The following is a 15,116-nucleotide window of genomic DNA, read 5'->3' on the forward strand; positions in this document are numbered from 1 at the left end:
GCCTCCAGAAAGCTGTGGTTTCGCAACTCTGATAACTAGATGCCCGGGCACCGCTCTTCAACGCGCCGAGACCCCGCGCTAAGTGGTATCCACTTTCGATCAGGTAAATCTGACTATTCGACAGTAAGGTACGGAAGAAGTCTTATAAAACGGATTGAATAACGCCACGCCTGGCGGGTGTGCAGCTGGGGCCCGTAGGACGGGCCGATCAGGCGGCGCCGCTCGCGGCTTCACGCTCGCGACGGGCGAGATCGCGCAATGCGTGGCGCAGGGCCGGGCGCAACGGGGTATTCAGGTGAGCCCTCGCTCGGGACGGCGGGATGGCGTGCCGCCGGCAGAACAACCCCAGGGCGTAGGCAAGGTCGTCGCGCGAGAGTGCGGTTTCGCGTTCGGCGCTCGGCCCCTTGCAGGCACCGCACTGATTCACGCGGACCTGGAAGGCAGTATTGGCCAGCATGACCCCGAAGCCCATCTGGGTGGCGAGGAGTTCCGCGATATGGGCCTCGTTACCCTCCAGAGCGGGTGGGGGCTCGCCAGCCGTGGCGAGCAGGCGCAAGGCGATCTCGCGCGCGAAGTGGGCAATCAGCGCCTGGGAATGGGCGACGAGCTCCGGGTCGTAGGGGATGCCGACGCCCGCCGACTGGGGCTCCCCCGGGTTGCGGCTGGGTCGGGCCGTATTCATCGCATCCCAGGGGATGGGATCGTCCATCAGGTTTCCAGGGTGCACGAGCCGGAATGGGCTGTCCCCGAGCCCGGCATGTTCCAGCACGCGATCGAACACCAGTTGAGCCATGGCCTGGCGATTGTCGGCTTGCCCGGGGAAGTGCTCGGCCGTGGGCAGTACCAGATGTGCCTTGCGCAGCATCGATCCCAGGTGTGGTTCGTTCCCGGCCCAATCGAAGATGGCGTGGATCCAGGCCCGGCTTTCGGGATCGAGGGCCGGGGCGCGTTGAAACAGGCGGGGAATGAGCGAGATCACAGGCGATCCTGAACAGCAGATGTAGGCTCATTGTAAGGGAGGCGAGCGGGGCGTCGCGATGCGCGGGAAGGTCGGGCCGGCAGGGTAAGGGAGAAGCCTGCTATGTTCGACGAACAGGGTGTGCATAACGGCATGCCGCCCCTTGGGGAAAACGCTGGATGAGCCGCGCTTGCGGGTAGCGCCGCGGCGAAGCAATCCATGAACAGCGGATGGCCAGGCCCGATCGATTGGCTCGCTGCACTCGAAATCATGGAAAGCGGGTGGTTCATTTTTCCGGGAACGCTACAAAGGAGGTTGGTATGAGCACGATGAAGGCGGCAGTTTTTGTCGAACCCGGGCGGATCGAGTTGCAGGAGCGTCCAATCCCGGAGATAGGGCCGACGGACGCCCTGCTGCGGGTGACGACCACGACTATCTGCGGGACCGATGTGCATATCCTCAAGGGCGAGTACCCGGTGGAGGCGGGCCGCATCGTGGGGCACGAACCGGTTGGGGTGATCGAACGCCTCGGGGACGCAGTGACCGGCTATGAGGTCGGCCAGCGGGTCATCGCGGGCGCGATCACGCCCTGCGGGCAATGCCATTCCTGCCTGGAGGGCATCTCCAGCCAGTGTGGTGGCAAGGCGATGGGTGGCTGGCAGCTGGGAAACACGATCGATGGCTGTCAGGCGGAGTACGTGCGCATCCCCAATGCGCAGGCGAATCTGACCCCGGTGCCGGACGGCCTGAGCGACGAACAGGTGCTGATGTGTCCGGACATCATGAGCACCGGTTTCGGCGGCGCCGAGCATGGGCACATCCACATCGGTGATACGGTGGCCGTGTTCGCCCAGGGCCCTATCGGCCTTTGTGCCACGGCGGGTGCCAAGCTCATGGGGGCCACCCGGATCATCGTGGTGGACGGGGTGCCGGAGCGCCTGGAGACTGCCCGCAAGCTGGGCGCGGATGTGGCAATCAACTTCCGCGAGCAGGACCCGGTCGAGACGATCATGGAGCTGACTGGCGGGCGCGGGGTCGATGTGGCCATCGAGGCCCTGGGGCAGCAGCAGACCTTCGAGGCCTGTCTGCGCATCCTGAAACCGGGCGGGACGCTTTCCAGCCTCGGGGTGTATTCGGGCAAGCTGTCCATGCCGCTGGATGCGATTGCGGCCGGGCTGGGCGATCACACCATCGTGACCACCCTGTGCCCCGGCGGGAAAGAACGCATGCGGCGGTTGATGGAGGTCGTGGCCTCGGGGCGCGTGGACCTGACGCCGATGGTGACGCACCGTTACAAGCTGGCGGATATCGAGACGGCCTACGAACTGTTCTCGCATCAACGCGACGGCGTGCTGAAGGTCGCCATTACGCCGTAGGCAAGCACTTGCTGAACCAGGCGGCCGCGAGTTCGGCTGCCTGTTCCAGCGTGCCCGGTTCCTCGAACAGGTGGCTGGCGCCGGGTACGATCTGGAGCTCGCAGCGCGCGTGCATGAGCGCCTGCGCCTGGCGATTCAGTTGAATCACCATGGTGTCGTCACCGCCCACGATGAGGAGGGTGGGGCTCTCGACTCGGGGCAGGGCGGCGCCCGCCAGATCCGGGCGCCCGCCGCGCGAGACCACGGCCCGGATGGTCTCCGGCGCTGCGGCGGCGGCCTGCAACGCTGCCGCGGCGCCGGTGCTGGCGCCAAACAGCCCGAGCGGCAGGGGTGCCAGGCGAGGCTGGGCGGCCGCCCATTGGCAGGCCTGCACCAGCCGCCGGCCGAGGAGTTCGATATCGAAGCGGTTGGCGTAGGTGCGATCTTCCCCTTCGGTCAGCAGATCGAACATCAGGGTGGCGATGCGGCTGGCCTGCAGTGTCCGCGCCACTTGATGATTGCGCGGGCTCAGGCGGCTGCTACCGCTACCGTGCGCGAAAACGACGAGACCAATGGGTGTCTCGGGTACGCCGAGAATCCCCTGGTGGACCTGGCCGTCCAGGGCCAGGTCGACGGACTGTTCATTCGCGCGAGACATCGGGGTTTTCCGCACGGTGGACGGAGGCCATCATCGCGATGACCGCGTCGTCGGAGACTTGTTCGAAGTCCTCGTAGTACGCCCCCACCGAGCCGCGGTAGTACTCGGGGATGTCCAGGGTGACCAGTTCATCGACCTCGTTTTCCAGGCGCGCCGCGGTCTCCCCTGGTGCCACCGGGATCGCCACGACCAGATGGCGAGGCCGGCGCTGACGTGCGTCGCGGATCGCGGCGCGCATGGTGAGTCCGGTGGCGATCCCGTCGTCGACAATGATCGCCAGCTTGCCGCCAACGTCCGGGGAAGGCGTCGTGCAGTACAGTTGGCGCCTGCGCCGGGCTTCGGCGCGTTCGCGCGCCTCGGCCTGGTCCAGCCAGCCTGGATCGAGCCGTTCCGCCTCGCGTGGATTGCAGACCGGTTCGCCCTGCTCGGGCACGGCACAGATCGCGTACTCGGGATGGAACGGGTGGCCGATCTTGCGCGGGATCAGGAGATCGAGGGGCATGCCCAGGTGCCGGGCGACGGCGATCCCCAGGGGGACTCCGCCACGCGGCAAGGCATACACCACGCCGGGTTGGCCGCGATAGCGGTCCAGGGCATGTGCGAGTTGCTCGCCGGCTTCATTTCGGTCTCGAAATCGCATTGGGCCTACGCTCAGCGTGAGTGGGTATCACCTGAAGTGTAGACAGGCGTTGATCACTCGCGGGCGGCGCAAACAAAAAGGCCCGGGACCAGCGGTGCCCGGGCCTTGGAAGGAGTGGGGACCCCTTGGTTTTAGTTGAAGGCTTCCCCGGGCTTCACGCCCATCGCCTTCAGGATCATGGCCAGCGGGCAGAAGCCGGTGAAGGCGGACTGCAACAGGTTGGCGCCGACGAACAGGGTCAGGATCAGCCACATCGGGGTGAAGACCCACCCGAGGATGGCGCTGATGATCACGACGGTGCCGGCGAAGGCGAGGACGATGCGGTCAATGCTCATGGATGGTGTCTCCTGGTTAAGTATTAGCTAAGTCTAATATGCAGTCTGCCGCTTACGAACACAAGGGGCGCGTAGTCGATGGGGTTTCCTCGCCATCCACCGCGCGTGTCGGGTTCAGGGGAAGATTTCGCCGGGCTTGAGCCCCATGGATTTCAGGATCATTACCAGCGGGCAGAAGCCGGTAAACGAGGCCTGAATCAGGTGGATGCCCATGAAGACGGCGAGCAGCAGCCACCAGGGGCTGGCCAGCCAGGTGAGCAGTACGCTGACCAGGACGACAATACCGGCAAACAAAATGAAAAAACGGTCGGTGGACATGAGCACTCCCTCCCTTGTTACTACCCAGTAGATAGCACCGGCGCAGGGGTTCGGCAAGCATCCGATCGGATGCCCGCCTGGGGTGGATGCGGATCAACGCACGTGTTCGCGCTCGCACGGCAACACCGTCGCGGGGCAGAAGCGGCCAAGCCCCGGCGTTCCATCGGTCGTGGGGTGGGGCTCCACGCTCCCCGATTTGTTTTGCGACCTCCAAAGAGAGGACACCGTCCGGTAGCGCGTCTACCAGTCGATGTGCCGTATCGGGTCGCGGAAAACATGGGGTGCCAACGCGGACGTACGCATGGACCGGACCAGCGTCTCTCTAGCGTTCCTCGATGGAGGTGTAGTCGCGCGAGCGGTAGCCGGTGTAGAGCTGGCGCGGGCGGCCGATGCGGGATTCGGGATCCTGCATCATTTCGTTCCAGTGCGAGATCCAGCCGACGGTGCGGGCGAGGGCGAAGATCACGGTGAACATATTCAACGGGATGCCCATCGCGCGCAGGATGATGCCGGAGTAGAAGTCCACGTTGGGGTAGAGCTTGCGCTCGATAAAGTAGTCGTCCTCCATCGCGATACGTTCCAGCTCCATGGCGACGTCGAACAGGGGCTGGTTATCGGCGCCCATGTCGCCCATCTCCGCCAGCAGGTCGTGGCACATCTTGCGGATGATCTTGGCGCGCGGATCGTAGTTCTTGTACACGCGATGGCCGAAGCCCATCAGGCGGAAGGAGTCGTTCTTGTCCTTCGCGCGGGCCACGAAGTCCTCCACGCTCTTGTCGGAGTTCACGATCTCCTCGAGCATGCGGATGACCTTCTCGTTCGCCCCCCCATGCAGTGGGCCCCAAAGTGAGGCGATGCCGGCGGAGATCGCGGCGAACGGGTTGGCCTCGGAGGAGCCGGACAGGCGCACGGTGGAGGTCGAGGCGTTCTGCTCGTGGTCGGCGTGCAGGATCAGGATCAGGTCGAGCGCGCGCACGAACACCGGGTTCGGCTGGTAGGGCTCGCTGGGCACGCCGAACATCATCGCCAGGAAATTGGCGGTGTAGGACAGGTTGTTGTCCGGGTACATGAACGGCTGGCCGTTGGCGTACTTGTACGACCAGGCGGCGATGGTGGGCATCTTGGAGATCAGCCGGTGCGCGGCGATGCGCCGATGTTCCGGGTTATGCACGTCCACGTTGTCGTGATAGAAGGCCGATAGCGCGCCGACCACACCGACCATGATCGCCATTGGATGCGCGTCGTGGCGGAAGCCGTCGAAGAAGCGGCGCACGGCCTCGTGCAGCATCGAGTGCTCCTTGATGATGCGCGAGAAATCGTGCAGGTCGTCGGCGGCAGGCAGGTCGCCGTTCAGCAGCAGATAGCAGACCTCGAGATAGGTGCTTTCTTCCGCCAACTGTTCAATCGGGTAGCCGCGGTAGAGCAGGGTGCCCTCGTCGCCGTCGATGAAGGTGACGTCCGAACGACAGCTGGCCGTGGACATGAACCCCGGGTCATAGGTGAAGTAGCCGAGCTCCTTGTACAGGGTGCGGACATCCAGGCAGTTCGGGCCGTGCGAGCCCTCCTGGATCGGCAGTTCGATGCTCTTGCCGGTGGTGTTGTCGGTCAGCGTGACGGTTTTGCTCATGAAACGGCCTCGTAGCGAAGGGGACGTCCGGATGCGGATTAGGTGAATGGTAAACCATCGACCGGCCCGCGGCAGAGGGGTGCGTGAAGTGTGTTGGGCCGGGAGGAAAAGGGCGATCGCGCTTGCCGCGCGAGGGCGTCAGGGCCCGGGGGTTCCGCGGCGCTGGCGCTTGTCGGCGTACATCGCGGCATCGGCGCTGGTCTGGGCCTCGGGCAGGGACCCGCTGACGGTGCGGCAGGCGTAACCGATAGAGGCCGACACACCGGCCTCTTGCAGCGCCGCACGCAGCCGGTTCGCGATCCCGGGGAGGTGGTCGGCCGGCGTCTCCGGCAGCAGCACGCCAAACTCGTCTCCACCCAGGCGGGCAACGATGTCGATTTCGCGACTGGCATCCCGCAGGGCCTGGCCAGCCGCCTTGATCAATCGGTCGCCGGCGTCATGGCCGTCCTGGTCGTTGACGGTCTTCAGGTTGTCGAGGTCGATGGCGACGATGCCCGCCGGGAGGTTGTGATCCTGGCAGCGCTGTTCCTCGGCGCTCAACGCGAGTAGCCAGCCGCGCCGGTTGTAGGTGCCGGTAAGGGCGTCGTTGTAGGCCTCCAGTCGCAGGGCCTCGCGCTCGCGTTCCAGTTCGTCGATCTGGCGGCGCTGGCGGATCAGTGACTCGATGACGGTGACGGCGGCCTGGATCTGTTCCGATTGCGCTTCGATGTCGGCCGATATGGGCTCCGGATTCATCGCGCAAAGCACGCCGTACATCTCGTATTCGTGGTCCTGTACCGGAAATCCGATGTAGCTGCCGATGGCGGGGGGATCGGGTTGTGCGGCGAGGGCTTCCCGGTAGGCGGGAACCTGTTGTACGTCCGGCGTGATTCGCGGGCCGCGTTCGGCGAGCATGCGGATGCAGAAGGAATTGCTCCAGTCAAAGGCCGTGCCGGCCTGAATGCCGTAGCCGTGGTCGTCGGCGCGCACGACGATCTGCTCGTTATCCTCGATGCGGGTCAGCATCCAGACGTCCAGGGGGGCGATCCGGTGGAGCAGTTTCAGGACATGATCGACCCCGAGGTTGAACGGCGAGGGCGCGGGATCGGGGAGGTCGAAGATTCGGGCCATGGGACATTCCGTCGAGACGGTGGGACGGCGGTTCGCCGCGCAGGATGGAAAAAGTCTAGGAGATCGCGGGTCGCGCTGCCGGTCGCAGTTCGCGTTCCGCGCGCTTCAGGGCGTGTTGCAGGCTTCCAGCACCGGGTTCGCGCATGGCGTGGCCAATGGCCGCGGGGATGGCCTTTGCGGACAGGGCCTGGCGGATGTGTCGCGCCCGCGCCGCCAGGGGTTGCGCCCTCAAGTCGATCGCGAGCAGGCCGAAGCGGGTGCCGCCGAGTCGACCGATCAGGTCGGTGGGGCCTGCCAGGCCCTGCAGGGCGAGGATCGCGCGAACCAGTTCGGTGTCATCCTGAATGCCAGTGCTGTCCACGCTCGAGTCCCCGGGGAAGAGATCGAACAGGATGATGCCGGCGGGTTGGCCGCTCTGTTGGCAGCGGGTCTCCTCAGCGTCCAGCGCGAGCTCCCAGCCGTGGCGGTTGAGCACGCCGGTCAGGGGATCACCGTGGGCGGCCAGCGCAGCGTGCTGTCGCAACCGGTCCAGCCCCTCGGCGCGCTGGCTGAGACGCAGCAGGTGCCCCAGCGATCCTGCCAGGGCACGCACGACCGGCTCATGGTGTTCGATGGCGGAGTCCATGGGTTCGGGATGCAATCCGCAAAGCGTGCCGAAGAGTTCGCCATCGGCATCGTACAGCGGGAACCCGATGTAGCAGCCAATCGTTGCGACGTCATTGATCGGGGCACTGGCATAGGCTGGAACCGTGCGTGCGTCGGCGGCGATGTTGGGTCCGTCTCCGGCGTTCATGTGCACGCAGTAGGAGTGCTGCCAGCTGAATGCGGCCCCGGGACGGATGCGCGGTGCGTGGCCGTGGGTGTGCAATACCACCCAGTCGTCGGATTCGACCCGCGTGAGCATCCACATGTCCAGCGGGATCAACGCTTGCAGCGCCCTCAGGGTGGCGTCGACGGCTCCCGAGAAGTCGTCGGCCAGTGCGGTAGCAAGGGTGGCCCGGGGCATTGGAGGTTTAGCTCGGTTCGGTCGAGCCGGTCATCCTACAGGCGCGGGAGTTCCGGGTGCGACAGCTGCCCACCGTGGACGTGCTGGCGCCCGAACTCGGCGCAGCGGGCGAGGGTGGGGATGGCCTTGCCGGGGTTGAGCAGCCCCAGCGGGTCGAACGCGCGGCGCAGGTGGTGAAACTGCTCCAGTTCCGGCGCGGCGAACTGCACGCACATGCCGTCCAGCTTTTCCACGCCTACGCCGTGTTCCCCGGTGACGGTGCCACCCACCTCCACGCAGAGTTCGAGGATCTGCTGGCCGAAGGCCTCCGCGGTTTCCAGTTGCCCGGACTGGTTGGCGTCGTAGAGGATCAGTGGATGCAGATTGCCGTCACCGGCGTGGAACACGTTGCACACGCCGAGGCCAACCTCGCGCGACAGGGTGTTGATTCGTTCCAGCACCGTCCCGATCTGGTGGCGCGGGATGGTCCCGTCCATGCAGTAGTAGTCCGGCGAAATACGCCCGGCGGCAGGGAACGCGGCCTTGCGCCCGGCCCAGAACAATGCGCGTTCGGCGTCGTCGCGGGCGGTGTGCACCTCGGTGGCCCCCAAATCCAGGAGCTTCTGGCGTACCACCATGACGTCCTCGGAGACCTCGGCGTTGGTCCCGTCGAGTTCGCACAAGAGGATCGCGGCCGCCTCCACCGGGTAGCCGGCGTGGACGAAGTCCTCCGCAGCGCGGATGGCAGCGTTGTCCATCATTTCCAGCCCGGCGGGAATCAGTCCGGCGGCGATGATGCCTGCCACTGCGCGTCCGGCGGCCTCGGCCTGGTCAAAGCTGGCCAGCAGGACCTGGGTGCGCTCGGGGCGGGGCAGCAGGCGCACGGTGACTTCGGTGACGATGCCCAGCATGCCCTCCGAGCCAACCATGAAGGCGAGCAGGTCCAGTCCGGCACTATCCAGCGTCTTGCCGCCGAGGCGGATGATCTCGCCCTCCAGGGTGACCAGTTCCAGCCCGATCACGTTGTGCACGGTGAGTCCGTACTTGAGGCAATGCACGCCTCCCGCGTTCTCGGCCACGTTGCCGCCGATGGAACACGCGATCTGCGAGGACGGGTCGGGTGCGTAGTAGAGCCCCTGCGGGGCCGCCGCCTCGGAGATCGCGAGGTTGCGCACGCCGGGCTGGACGACCGCGCAGCGGTTGTCGGCATCGATCTCCAGGATGCGATTGAAGCGCGCCAGGGACAGCAGCAGCCCAGTCTCGCTGGGCAGGGCGCCGCCGGACAGCCCGGTGCCAGCCCCGCGCGGCACGATCGGGACCCCGTGCTCGCGGCACAGCCGCAGGCAGGTCAGCAGTTCTTCGTGGGTCCGTGGCAGGGCCACGGCCCCGGGGATCTGGCGGTAGGCGGAGAGACCGTCGCACTCGTAGGCTCGGCGTTCCGCGGCCTCGACCACCAGGGCGTCCGAGGGCAGCTCGGTGGTCAGAGCCTCAATGACCGTGGCCAGCGCCTGTGCGGCGGCCTCGGTCGGCGGTGTGGCGGGATGGGCGCTCATGGCCTCGATGGTAGGGGTCTGCTGGGTCCGTGCGAGGTGATCGCATAAACTGTGGGTCTTTTCCGCAAGCGGGACGTGATGATGGGCATTGGGCTGGGCTCGTATCTGGCAGTGGCGGCCGGCGGTGCGCTGGGCTCGGCACTGCGCCTGGGGATGCAGGAGTGGATGGTGGCGCACTTCGGGCGTGCCTTTCCCTGGGGTACGTTGAGCATCAACATCCTTGGCTCGTTCCTGATCGGGGTACTGGCCGTGGTGCTGGTGGAGCGCCTGGAACTGCACCCTGCCTGGCGCTTGTTGCTGGTAGTGGGGGTGCTCGGGGGGTTCACGACGTTTTCAACCTTCTCCCTGGAAGTCGTTCACATGGTGGATGTAGGCGCCTGGGCGCGTGCACTGGGCTACATGCTCGCGAGCCTGCTGGTCTGCGTGCTGGCTGCGGCAGCGGGGCTCCATGGAACTCGATTCCTGCTGGGGGTCGGGCCGGTCGCCTCGTGAGGGCATTGGCCGCGACCGTGGACGCCACGGGGCGGCAACCGTAGACTTCCCCGTCGTTCTTTCCACCCCTTGCCGGAAATCCGTCATGCTTGATATCCACAGCCTGCGCCAGGACCTGGATGCGACTGCCACCGCTCTGGAACGCCGTGGCTATACCCTGGACCGCGAACGCTTCAAGGCCCTGGAGGCCCGCCGCAAGGCGTTGCAGATGCGCACCCAGGAGCTGCAGGCCGACCGCAACACCCGCTCCAAGGGTATCGGGCAGGCGAAGGCGCGGGGCGAGGACATCGAGCCGCTGAAGGCCGAGGTCGGGCGCCTGGGCGACGAGCTCAAGCAGTGCGAGACCGATCTGCACGGGGTCCAGCAGGAGCTGGATGCGATGCTGATGCAGATCCCGAATCTGCCGCAGGCGGACGTGCCCGACGGACTGGACGAGAAAGACAACGTCGAGGTCCGCCGCGAGGGAACCCCCCGGACCTTTGATTTCACGCCGCGCGATCACGTGGACCTGGGCCTGCCCGGTGGCTGGCTGGATTTCGAGGCCGCGGTGCGGGTGGCCGGTTCGCGGTTCGTGGTGATGCGCGGTCAGATGGCGCGCCTGCACCGGGCACTGACCCAGTTCATGCTGGATCTGCACACCGGCGGGCACGGCTACCAGGAGACGTACGTCCCCTACCTGGCCAATCCCGAATCGCTGGAGGGGACCGGGCAGTTGCCGAAGTTCGACGATGACCTGTTCTCGGTCGATTGTGACCAGCGCTACCGTCTGATCCCCACCGCCGAGGTCACCCTGACCAACCTGGTGCGCGAGCAGATCCTCGATGCCGAGGCCTTGCCACTGAAGATGGTGGCCCACACCCCGTGTTTTCGTTCCGAGGCGGGCAGCTATGGGCGCGACGTGCGCGGCCTGATCCGGCAGCACCAGTTCGAGAAGGTGGAGCTGGTGCAGATCGTGCAGCCGGAGAGCTCGGATGCCGCACTGGAGGAACTCCTGGGCCATGCCGAGCGGGTCTTGCAGGCGCTGGAACTGCCGTACCGTGTGATGCTCCTCAGCGCCGGGGACATGGGCTTTGCCGCGGCGCGCACCTATGACCTGGAAGTCTGGCTGCCGGCCCAGGATGCCTACCGCGAGATCTCCTCTTGCTCCAACTTCCAGGCCTTCCAGGCGCGCCGCATGCAGGCGCGCTTCCGACCGAAGGCGGGCGAACGCCCGGAGCTGGTGCATACCATCAACGGCTCCGGGGTTGCGGTCGGCCGGGCCCTGGTCGCATTGCTGGAGAATCACCAGCAGGCGGACGGCTCGATCCGCATCCCGGAAAAACTGCGCCCGTATCTCGGGGGAACCTCGGTGATGGAGCCACCGTCCGAATAGGAGGTCCACCGGGAGTCGGCTTGACGTGAATAACGCCCTTGGCAGGAAGAGTTGGTTGGGTTGGCTGGCGAGCGTCTCGCTGGTAGGCATGGTGGTGTTGTTCGCGACCGCCTCTGTGGCGGACGAATCCGTCGAATCCGACGAGGGGATCGTGTTCGATGACACCCCGCGCCCGATCGGGCTGCATACGCCCGACTGGTTCGAGCTGAGCTTCCTCGATCTGCGCGAGGACCTGGAAGACGCGGTGGAGCAGGGAAAGATGGGGCTGGCCGTCTACTTCGGCATGGATGACTGCCCCTATTGCGAGGCGCTGTTCGACAAGAACTTCGCACAGGACGATATCCGCGAGTACCTGGCGTCACACTTCAACGTGGTGGCCATCGACGCGCTGGGCACGCGTGAAGTCACGGACCTGGACGGCGAGACCTGGCTTGAACGGCGCTACGCCGCCGAACAACGGCTGAACTTTACCCCCTCGATTGCCTTTTACGACGAGGACGGCGAGCGCATCCATCAGATGCGCGGATACTACCCGCCATACCGGTTCCGCGCGCTGCTGGAATACGTGATTGACCGGCATGACCGCGAGGAGAGTTTTCGCGACTATCTGGAGCGCGCCGACCCACCGCCAAAGTTCGATCTCGACGACATCAACCAGCGGGAGTTCTTCATCAACCAGCCGTATGCGCTGGATCGGAGCCGGATCCCCGCCGAACGCCCACTGGTGGTGTTCTTTGAGCGCGAGGCCTGTCATGCCTGCGATATCATGCACTCCGAGCCGCTGCAGCAGGACGAAGTGCTGGAGCGCATCGGCCTGATGGATGCGGTGCAGCTGGATGCCGACGATGCCGATACGCCGGTGCTGACGCCGGGTGGCGACCGCACTAACGCAAAAGACTGGGCCGCGGAACTGGGTGTGCACTGGGCGCCCACGCTCATTTTCTTCGACGAGCGTGGCGAAGAGATTATCCGCATCGATTCGGTCGTCCACCAGAATCGGCTACGCAACGTGCTGGACTTTGTCCTGACCCGTGGCTACGAGGAGTATCCGACCTTCGAACGCTGGCGTGCCCAGCAGCCGCCACGCCCCTGACCACGCCGCTGACTCAAGGAATCATCCCTTTGCATTTCGACCGTGACTTCGTAATCCGCAACCGTGATGTGCTGGAAGGTATCGTTGCCCGTTCCCACCGCGTAGCACTGGGAATCTTCGCGGTGACCTTCGGGGGCTATGGGGCGGCGGTATGGCTCTGGTTCCAGGACAACGTGTGGGCCGCCCTGGTGGCGGCGACGCTCAGCTACCTGGTGTTCCGCCAGTTCCGCATGCTGGCGCTGGGAGTAGCGCGCATGCCGCTGCGCGGCGATGCGGAGGCGGTGGAGGCGCTCAAGGCGATCGATATGGCGCTGGAACAGGACAAGCCCCACCCGGTACTGGCCGAGGTCGAGGCGCATCTGCGGGCGCTGGAAGAGGCGCCCGCAACGCAGGAGGAACGCGAGGCCGCGGGCCCGGACGATTCGAAGAAGGGGGCCGGCAAGGGCGACTGACAGCGACCTGTGGTCGTCGGATCAGAGCTCGACGGGTACGCCCAGTTTCTGCTCGATGACCCGCACCAGGGTCGCGTGCAGTTCTTCGCCGTTACGATCGTCGATCCAGGTGCCTTCCTCGTCGGAATAGCCGAAATGGGCCGGTCCTTCGGGCGAGGAGAGCCAGATCTGCTGTGCGGCCTCCTGGCGGTTCAGGATCATCTGGGCGCCATCGTCGAATTCGATCGTCATCACGCCGTCGATCAGGTCAATGTCCAGGTCGTCCAGCGCGCTTTGCTCGGTGAGGCGGGTCTGGATGTCGTCCAGGGTGTTTTCGGCGAATACGGCGAAGGAGGTCTGGCTCATGGGGATCTCGATACGGTCGGGAAGAGGGGGGTGGCTGCGCCGTGATTATAGGTCAGCTGCGCCAGGCGGCAATGGCCAACCCGGCCCAGCCGAGGATAAACGCGGTGCCGCCCAGCGGTGCAATCGCGCCGAGGATACGGGGTGCGCCGAGCGCCAGGGCATACAGGCTCCCAGAGAACAGCAGGATGCCGATCACGAACGCCACAGCACTGGCAGCGGCCCAGCCGTTGGCCAGGTGGGCCCACAACGCCGCGACCAGCAGCAGGGCCAGGGCATGGATGAAGTGATACTGGACGCCGGTATGCCAGGTCGCGAGGGCCTGTTCCGTCAGGCGTTCCTGCAGGGCGTGGGCGCCGAAGGCGCCGAGGACGACGGCAATCCCTGCCAACAGGGCAGCGATGACAACAAGGGGGCGAATCAGCGGTTCGCTGGCCCCCATCAGGCGTCGTCGCCCATCTCGCTGTCGATGTCCTGGCCGGCGACCCAGCCGTGCTCGCGGGCGCGCTCGATGGCTTCGTTATGGATGCGCTCATGGCGCTCGCGCAGCTCGGGCGGGAGGTTGCTGATGCGCAGGCTGTATTTGTCCCACTCGGCGTTGACCTGGTCATGCAGCATCTGGATACGCGAGACATCCCAGCCATCGCAGGTTTCGTCCTCCGGGAGGATGCCGAATACCCAGGCATCGCGGATGAAATTGCCGATGGGGGTCATGCCGGCGTACATGTCGTTGTACAGGCCGACGTAGGTGCGACTGGAGCGTTTGGGTTCATTCATGCTGCATAGTCTAGGGAAATACTGATGAATGTACACACTCGCGTTGGCACCCCAGGTTTTCCGAGACAAGGCGCGTCGTGCAGCGGGTAGTGGTTCTACCCGCAAGCGGCGCAACGCAGGATCGGGGAACCTGGGGTACCAACCCGACAGGTGATTGAAAGAGCGGGCTCGGCCGCCCGTTGTTGATGAAAACGGGCGCGCGCACGGCGTTGCGGTTCCCTTGTGCAGAATGACTGCACGGCAGTCACCGCGCCTTGTTCGCACGCAAAAGCGACTCGAGCGCGAGGGTGTACATTCATCAGTGTTTCCCTCGGCTGCGTCCGTCTCAGGCAAAGCGATTTCGACGAGGTGTCCGAGGGCTTCCGGACGCGAACGGGGATACTAGGTGCACGCAGAAAACGACTCGCTGACTCGGGTACGCATCCGCGCCCTGATCAAACTGATGGTTCTCGGGGCCGCCCTGCTGCTGGTTGGGGTGATGCTCCGGTACGCCTTTTCCGGACCGGGCGATACCCGTGGCGAGACGCTGCGGGTGGATCTTGCCGAGATTGCCCCGGGCGAGGCCCTGCGTGTGATTCACGGTAGCCGCCACGTGCTTGTGGTCCATCGCGATGCCGCGTGGCAGGCCGCCCTGGCCGGTGATGACGAGCTGGTCGACCCGGAGGCCCGCCGCGGCCAGCAACCGGACGGGCTGGATCGGCCATTGCGCAGCTTCCGGCCCGAGTGGCTGGTGGTGATCGGCGAAAGTGCGGATCTGGGTTGCGAGCTGGACCTGGTCCACCCGGACGAGGCCGACGGCTGGAGCGGTGGCTTTGTCGACCGCTGCCGGGGCGGACGTTACGACGGCGCCGGCCGCGTATATGCGGATCAATCGGCCCGGCGCAACCTGCCCATCCCCGACTATCGTTTTGCCGGGGATGACCAACTGATCCTGGGCAGACCGTGAAGGTGACCTCCCAAGCGGCCCTGGCTCTTTCACAGGGCCCCAGGGGTGACGTGGTTCCGCGAGGCGCCAACTCGGTATGGGGGTGTCTCTGCGGACGCGGAAA

General features: G+C 65.6%; 18 protein-coding genes. 6 read left to right on the plus strand and 12 right to left on the minus strand.

Annotation, left to right across the window (positions count from 1 at the left end):
- Positions 1-208 precede the first annotated feature (208 nt).
- The gene (locus D575_RS0108685; RefSeq protein ID WP_018145528.1) at positions 209-979 is read right to left on the minus strand and encodes a hypothetical protein; all 771 of its coding nucleotides are present in this window, start codon (positions 977-979) and stop codon (positions 209-211) included.
- A gap of 299 nt (positions 980-1,278) precedes the next feature.
- Between D575_RS0108685 and D575_RS0108690 the strand changes: the two genes are divergently transcribed.
- Complete coding sequence (locus D575_RS0108690; protein ID WP_018145529.1) at positions 1,279-2,334, plus strand: NAD(P)-dependent alcohol dehydrogenase; 1,056 nt, start codon at positions 1,279-1,281, stop codon at positions 2,332-2,334.
- On the opposite strand, the gene D575_RS0108695 is transcribed toward D575_RS0108690, so the two are convergent.
- The 8 genes from D575_RS0108695 to D575_RS0108730 form a co-directional block, all read right to left on the minus strand.
- Positions 2,324-2,971, minus strand: coding sequence for a dienelactone hydrolase family protein (locus D575_RS0108695; protein WP_018145530.1), 648 nt, complete (start codon positions 2,969-2,971; stop codon positions 2,324-2,326). The genes D575_RS0108690 and D575_RS0108695 overlap by 11 nt on opposite strands.
- The gene (locus D575_RS0108700; RefSeq protein ID WP_018145531.1) at positions 2,955-3,611 is read right to left on the minus strand and encodes a phosphoribosyltransferase; all 657 of its coding nucleotides are present in this window, start codon (positions 3,609-3,611) and stop codon (positions 2,955-2,957) included. Before D575_RS0108700 ends, D575_RS0108695 begins: the two co-directional genes overlap by 17 nt.
- A gap of 131 nt (positions 3,612-3,742) precedes the next feature.
- Entirely contained in the window at positions 3,743-3,946 is a 204-nt protein-coding gene (locus D575_RS0108705) for a DUF2892 domain-containing protein (RefSeq protein ID WP_018145532.1), read from the minus strand.
- 114 nt (positions 3,947-4,060) lie between these two features.
- On the minus strand, positions 4,061-4,264 hold the full coding sequence (locus D575_RS0108710; RefSeq protein WP_018145533.1) for a DUF2892 domain-containing protein: 204 nt from the start codon (positions 4,262-4,264) through the stop codon (positions 4,061-4,063).
- Between the two features lie 322 nt (positions 4,265-4,586).
- Entirely contained in the window at positions 4,587-5,891 is a 1,305-nt protein-coding gene (locus tag D575_RS0108715) for a citrate synthase (RefSeq protein ID WP_018145534.1), read from the minus strand.
- Positions 5,892-6,029: 138 nt separating this feature from the next.
- Positions 6,030-7,001, minus strand: a complete 972-nt coding sequence (locus D575_RS0108720) for a sensor domain-containing diguanylate cyclase (protein WP_018145535.1) — start codon at positions 6,999-7,001, stop codon at positions 6,030-6,032.
- A 55-nt stretch (positions 7,002-7,056) separates the two neighbouring features.
- Positions 7,057-8,007, minus strand: a complete 951-nt coding sequence (locus D575_RS0108725; protein ID WP_018145536.1) for a GGDEF domain-containing protein — start codon at positions 8,005-8,007, stop codon at positions 7,057-7,059.
- A gap of 35 nt (positions 8,008-8,042) precedes the next feature.
- Positions 8,043-9,539 carry an FAD-linked oxidase C-terminal domain-containing protein gene (locus D575_RS0108730; RefSeq protein ID WP_018145537.1) on the minus strand — a complete coding sequence of 499 codons (1,497 nt, stop codon included), beginning with the start codon at positions 9,537-9,539 and terminating at the stop codon, positions 8,043-8,045.
- 81 nt (positions 9,540-9,620) lie between these two features.
- On the opposite strand from D575_RS0108730, the gene crcB reads away from it, so the two are divergent.
- From crcB to D575_RS0108750, 4 genes are all read left to right on the plus strand, one after another.
- The gene (gene crcB, locus D575_RS0108735; RefSeq protein WP_018145538.1) at positions 9,621-10,031 is read left to right on the plus strand and encodes a fluoride efflux transporter CrcB; all 411 of its coding nucleotides are present in this window, start codon (positions 9,621-9,623) and stop codon (positions 10,029-10,031) included.
- A gap of 85 nt (positions 10,032-10,116) precedes the next feature.
- The gene (gene serS, locus D575_RS0108740) at positions 10,117-11,403 is read left to right on the plus strand and encodes a serine--tRNA ligase (protein ID WP_018145539.1); all 1,287 of its coding nucleotides are present in this window, start codon (positions 10,117-10,119) and stop codon (positions 11,401-11,403) included.
- Between the two features lie 55 nt (positions 11,404-11,458).
- Positions 11,459-12,496 (plus strand): thioredoxin fold domain-containing protein, encoded by a 1,038-nt coding sequence (locus D575_RS0108745; RefSeq protein ID WP_018145540.1) that lies wholly within the window; start codon positions 11,459-11,461, stop codon positions 12,494-12,496.
- A 29-nt stretch (positions 12,497-12,525) separates the two neighbouring features.
- Positions 12,526-12,948 carry a hypothetical protein gene (locus D575_RS0108750; RefSeq protein ID WP_018145541.1) on the plus strand — a complete coding sequence of 141 codons (423 nt, stop codon included), beginning with the start codon at positions 12,526-12,528 and terminating at the stop codon, positions 12,946-12,948.
- 21 nt (positions 12,949-12,969) lie between these two features.
- On the opposite strand, the gene cyaY is transcribed toward D575_RS0108750, so the two are convergent.
- The 3 genes from cyaY to D575_RS0108765 are packed head-to-tail and all read right to left on the minus strand — an operon-like array spanning position 12,970 to position 14,067.
- Complete coding sequence (cyaY, locus tag D575_RS0108755) at positions 12,970-13,293, minus strand: iron donor protein CyaY (RefSeq protein ID WP_018145542.1); 324 nt, start codon at positions 13,291-13,293, stop codon at positions 12,970-12,972.
- Between the two features lie 52 nt (positions 13,294-13,345).
- Complete coding sequence (locus tag D575_RS0108760) at positions 13,346-13,732, minus strand: DUF423 domain-containing protein (RefSeq protein ID WP_018145543.1); 387 nt, start codon at positions 13,730-13,732, stop codon at positions 13,346-13,348.
- Positions 13,732-14,067: a hypothetical protein gene (locus tag D575_RS0108765; protein WP_018145544.1), complete on the minus strand. Its 336-nt coding sequence runs from the start codon at positions 14,065-14,067 to the stop codon at positions 13,732-13,734. Before D575_RS0108765 ends, D575_RS0108760 begins: the two co-directional genes overlap by 1 nt.
- A 385-nt stretch (positions 14,068-14,452) precedes the next feature.
- Between D575_RS0108765 and D575_RS0108770 the strand changes: the two genes are divergently transcribed.
- On the plus strand, positions 14,453-15,013 hold the full coding sequence (locus D575_RS0108770; RefSeq protein ID WP_018145545.1) for a hypothetical protein: 561 nt from the start codon (positions 14,453-14,455) through the stop codon (positions 15,011-15,013).
- Positions 15,014-15,116 lie beyond the last annotated feature (103 nt).

Source organism: Thioalkalivibrio sp. AKL6, assembly GCF_000376905.1.
Classification (GTDB): domain Bacteria; phylum Pseudomonadota; class Gammaproteobacteria; order Ectothiorhodospirales; family Ectothiorhodospiraceae; genus Thioalkalivibrio; species Thioalkalivibrio versutus.

Bases quoted from the DNA above. Each gene is read 5' to 3' on its own strand.
- D575_RS0108705 (WP_018145532.1), bottom strand. From the start codon at position 3,946: ATGAGCATTGACCGCATCGTCCTCGCCTTCGCCGGCACCGTCGTGATC.
- D575_RS0108760 (WP_018145543.1), bottom strand. From the start codon at position 13,732: ATGGGGGCCAGCGAACCGCTGATTCGCCCCCTTGTTGTCATCGCTGCC.
- D575_RS0108730 (WP_018145537.1), bottom strand. From the start codon at position 9,539: ATGAGCGCCCATCCCGCCACACCGCCGACCGAGGCCGCCGCACAGGCG.
- serS (WP_018145539.1), top strand. From the start codon at position 10,117: ATGCTTGATATCCACAGCCTGCGCCAGGACCTGGATGCGACTGCCACC.
- cyaY (WP_018145542.1), bottom strand. From the start codon at position 13,293: ATGAGCCAGACCTCCTTCGCCGTATTCGCCGAAAACACCCTGGACGAC.
- D575_RS0108765 (WP_018145544.1), bottom strand. From the start codon at position 14,067: ATGAATGAACCCAAACGCTCCAGTCGCACCTACGTCGGCCTGTACAAC.
- D575_RS0108725 (WP_018145536.1), bottom strand. From the start codon at position 8,007: ATGCCCCGGGCCACCCTTGCTACCGCACTGGCCGACGACTTCTCGGGA.
- D575_RS0108720 (WP_018145535.1), bottom strand. From the start codon at position 7,001: ATGGCCCGAATCTTCGACCTCCCCGATCCCGCGCCCTCGCCGTTCAAC.
- D575_RS0108715 (WP_018145534.1), bottom strand. From the start codon at position 5,891: ATGAGCAAAACCGTCACGCTGACCGACAACACCACCGGCAAGAGCATC.
- D575_RS0108710 (WP_018145533.1), bottom strand. From the start codon at position 4,264: ATGTCCACCGACCGTTTTTTCATTTTGTTTGCCGGTATTGTCGTCCTG.
- D575_RS0108700 (WP_018145531.1), bottom strand. From the start codon at position 3,611: ATGCGATTTCGAGACCGAAATGAAGCCGGCGAGCAACTCGCACATGCC.
- crcB (WP_018145538.1), top strand. From the start codon at position 9,621: ATGGGCATTGGGCTGGGCTCGTATCTGGCAGTGGCGGCCGGCGGTGCG.
- D575_RS0108695 (WP_018145530.1), bottom strand. From the start codon at position 2,971: ATGTCTCGCGCGAATGAACAGTCCGTCGACCTGGCCCTGGACGGCCAG.
- D575_RS0108690 (WP_018145529.1), top strand. From the start codon at position 1,279: ATGAGCACGATGAAGGCGGCAGTTTTTGTCGAACCCGGGCGGATCGAG.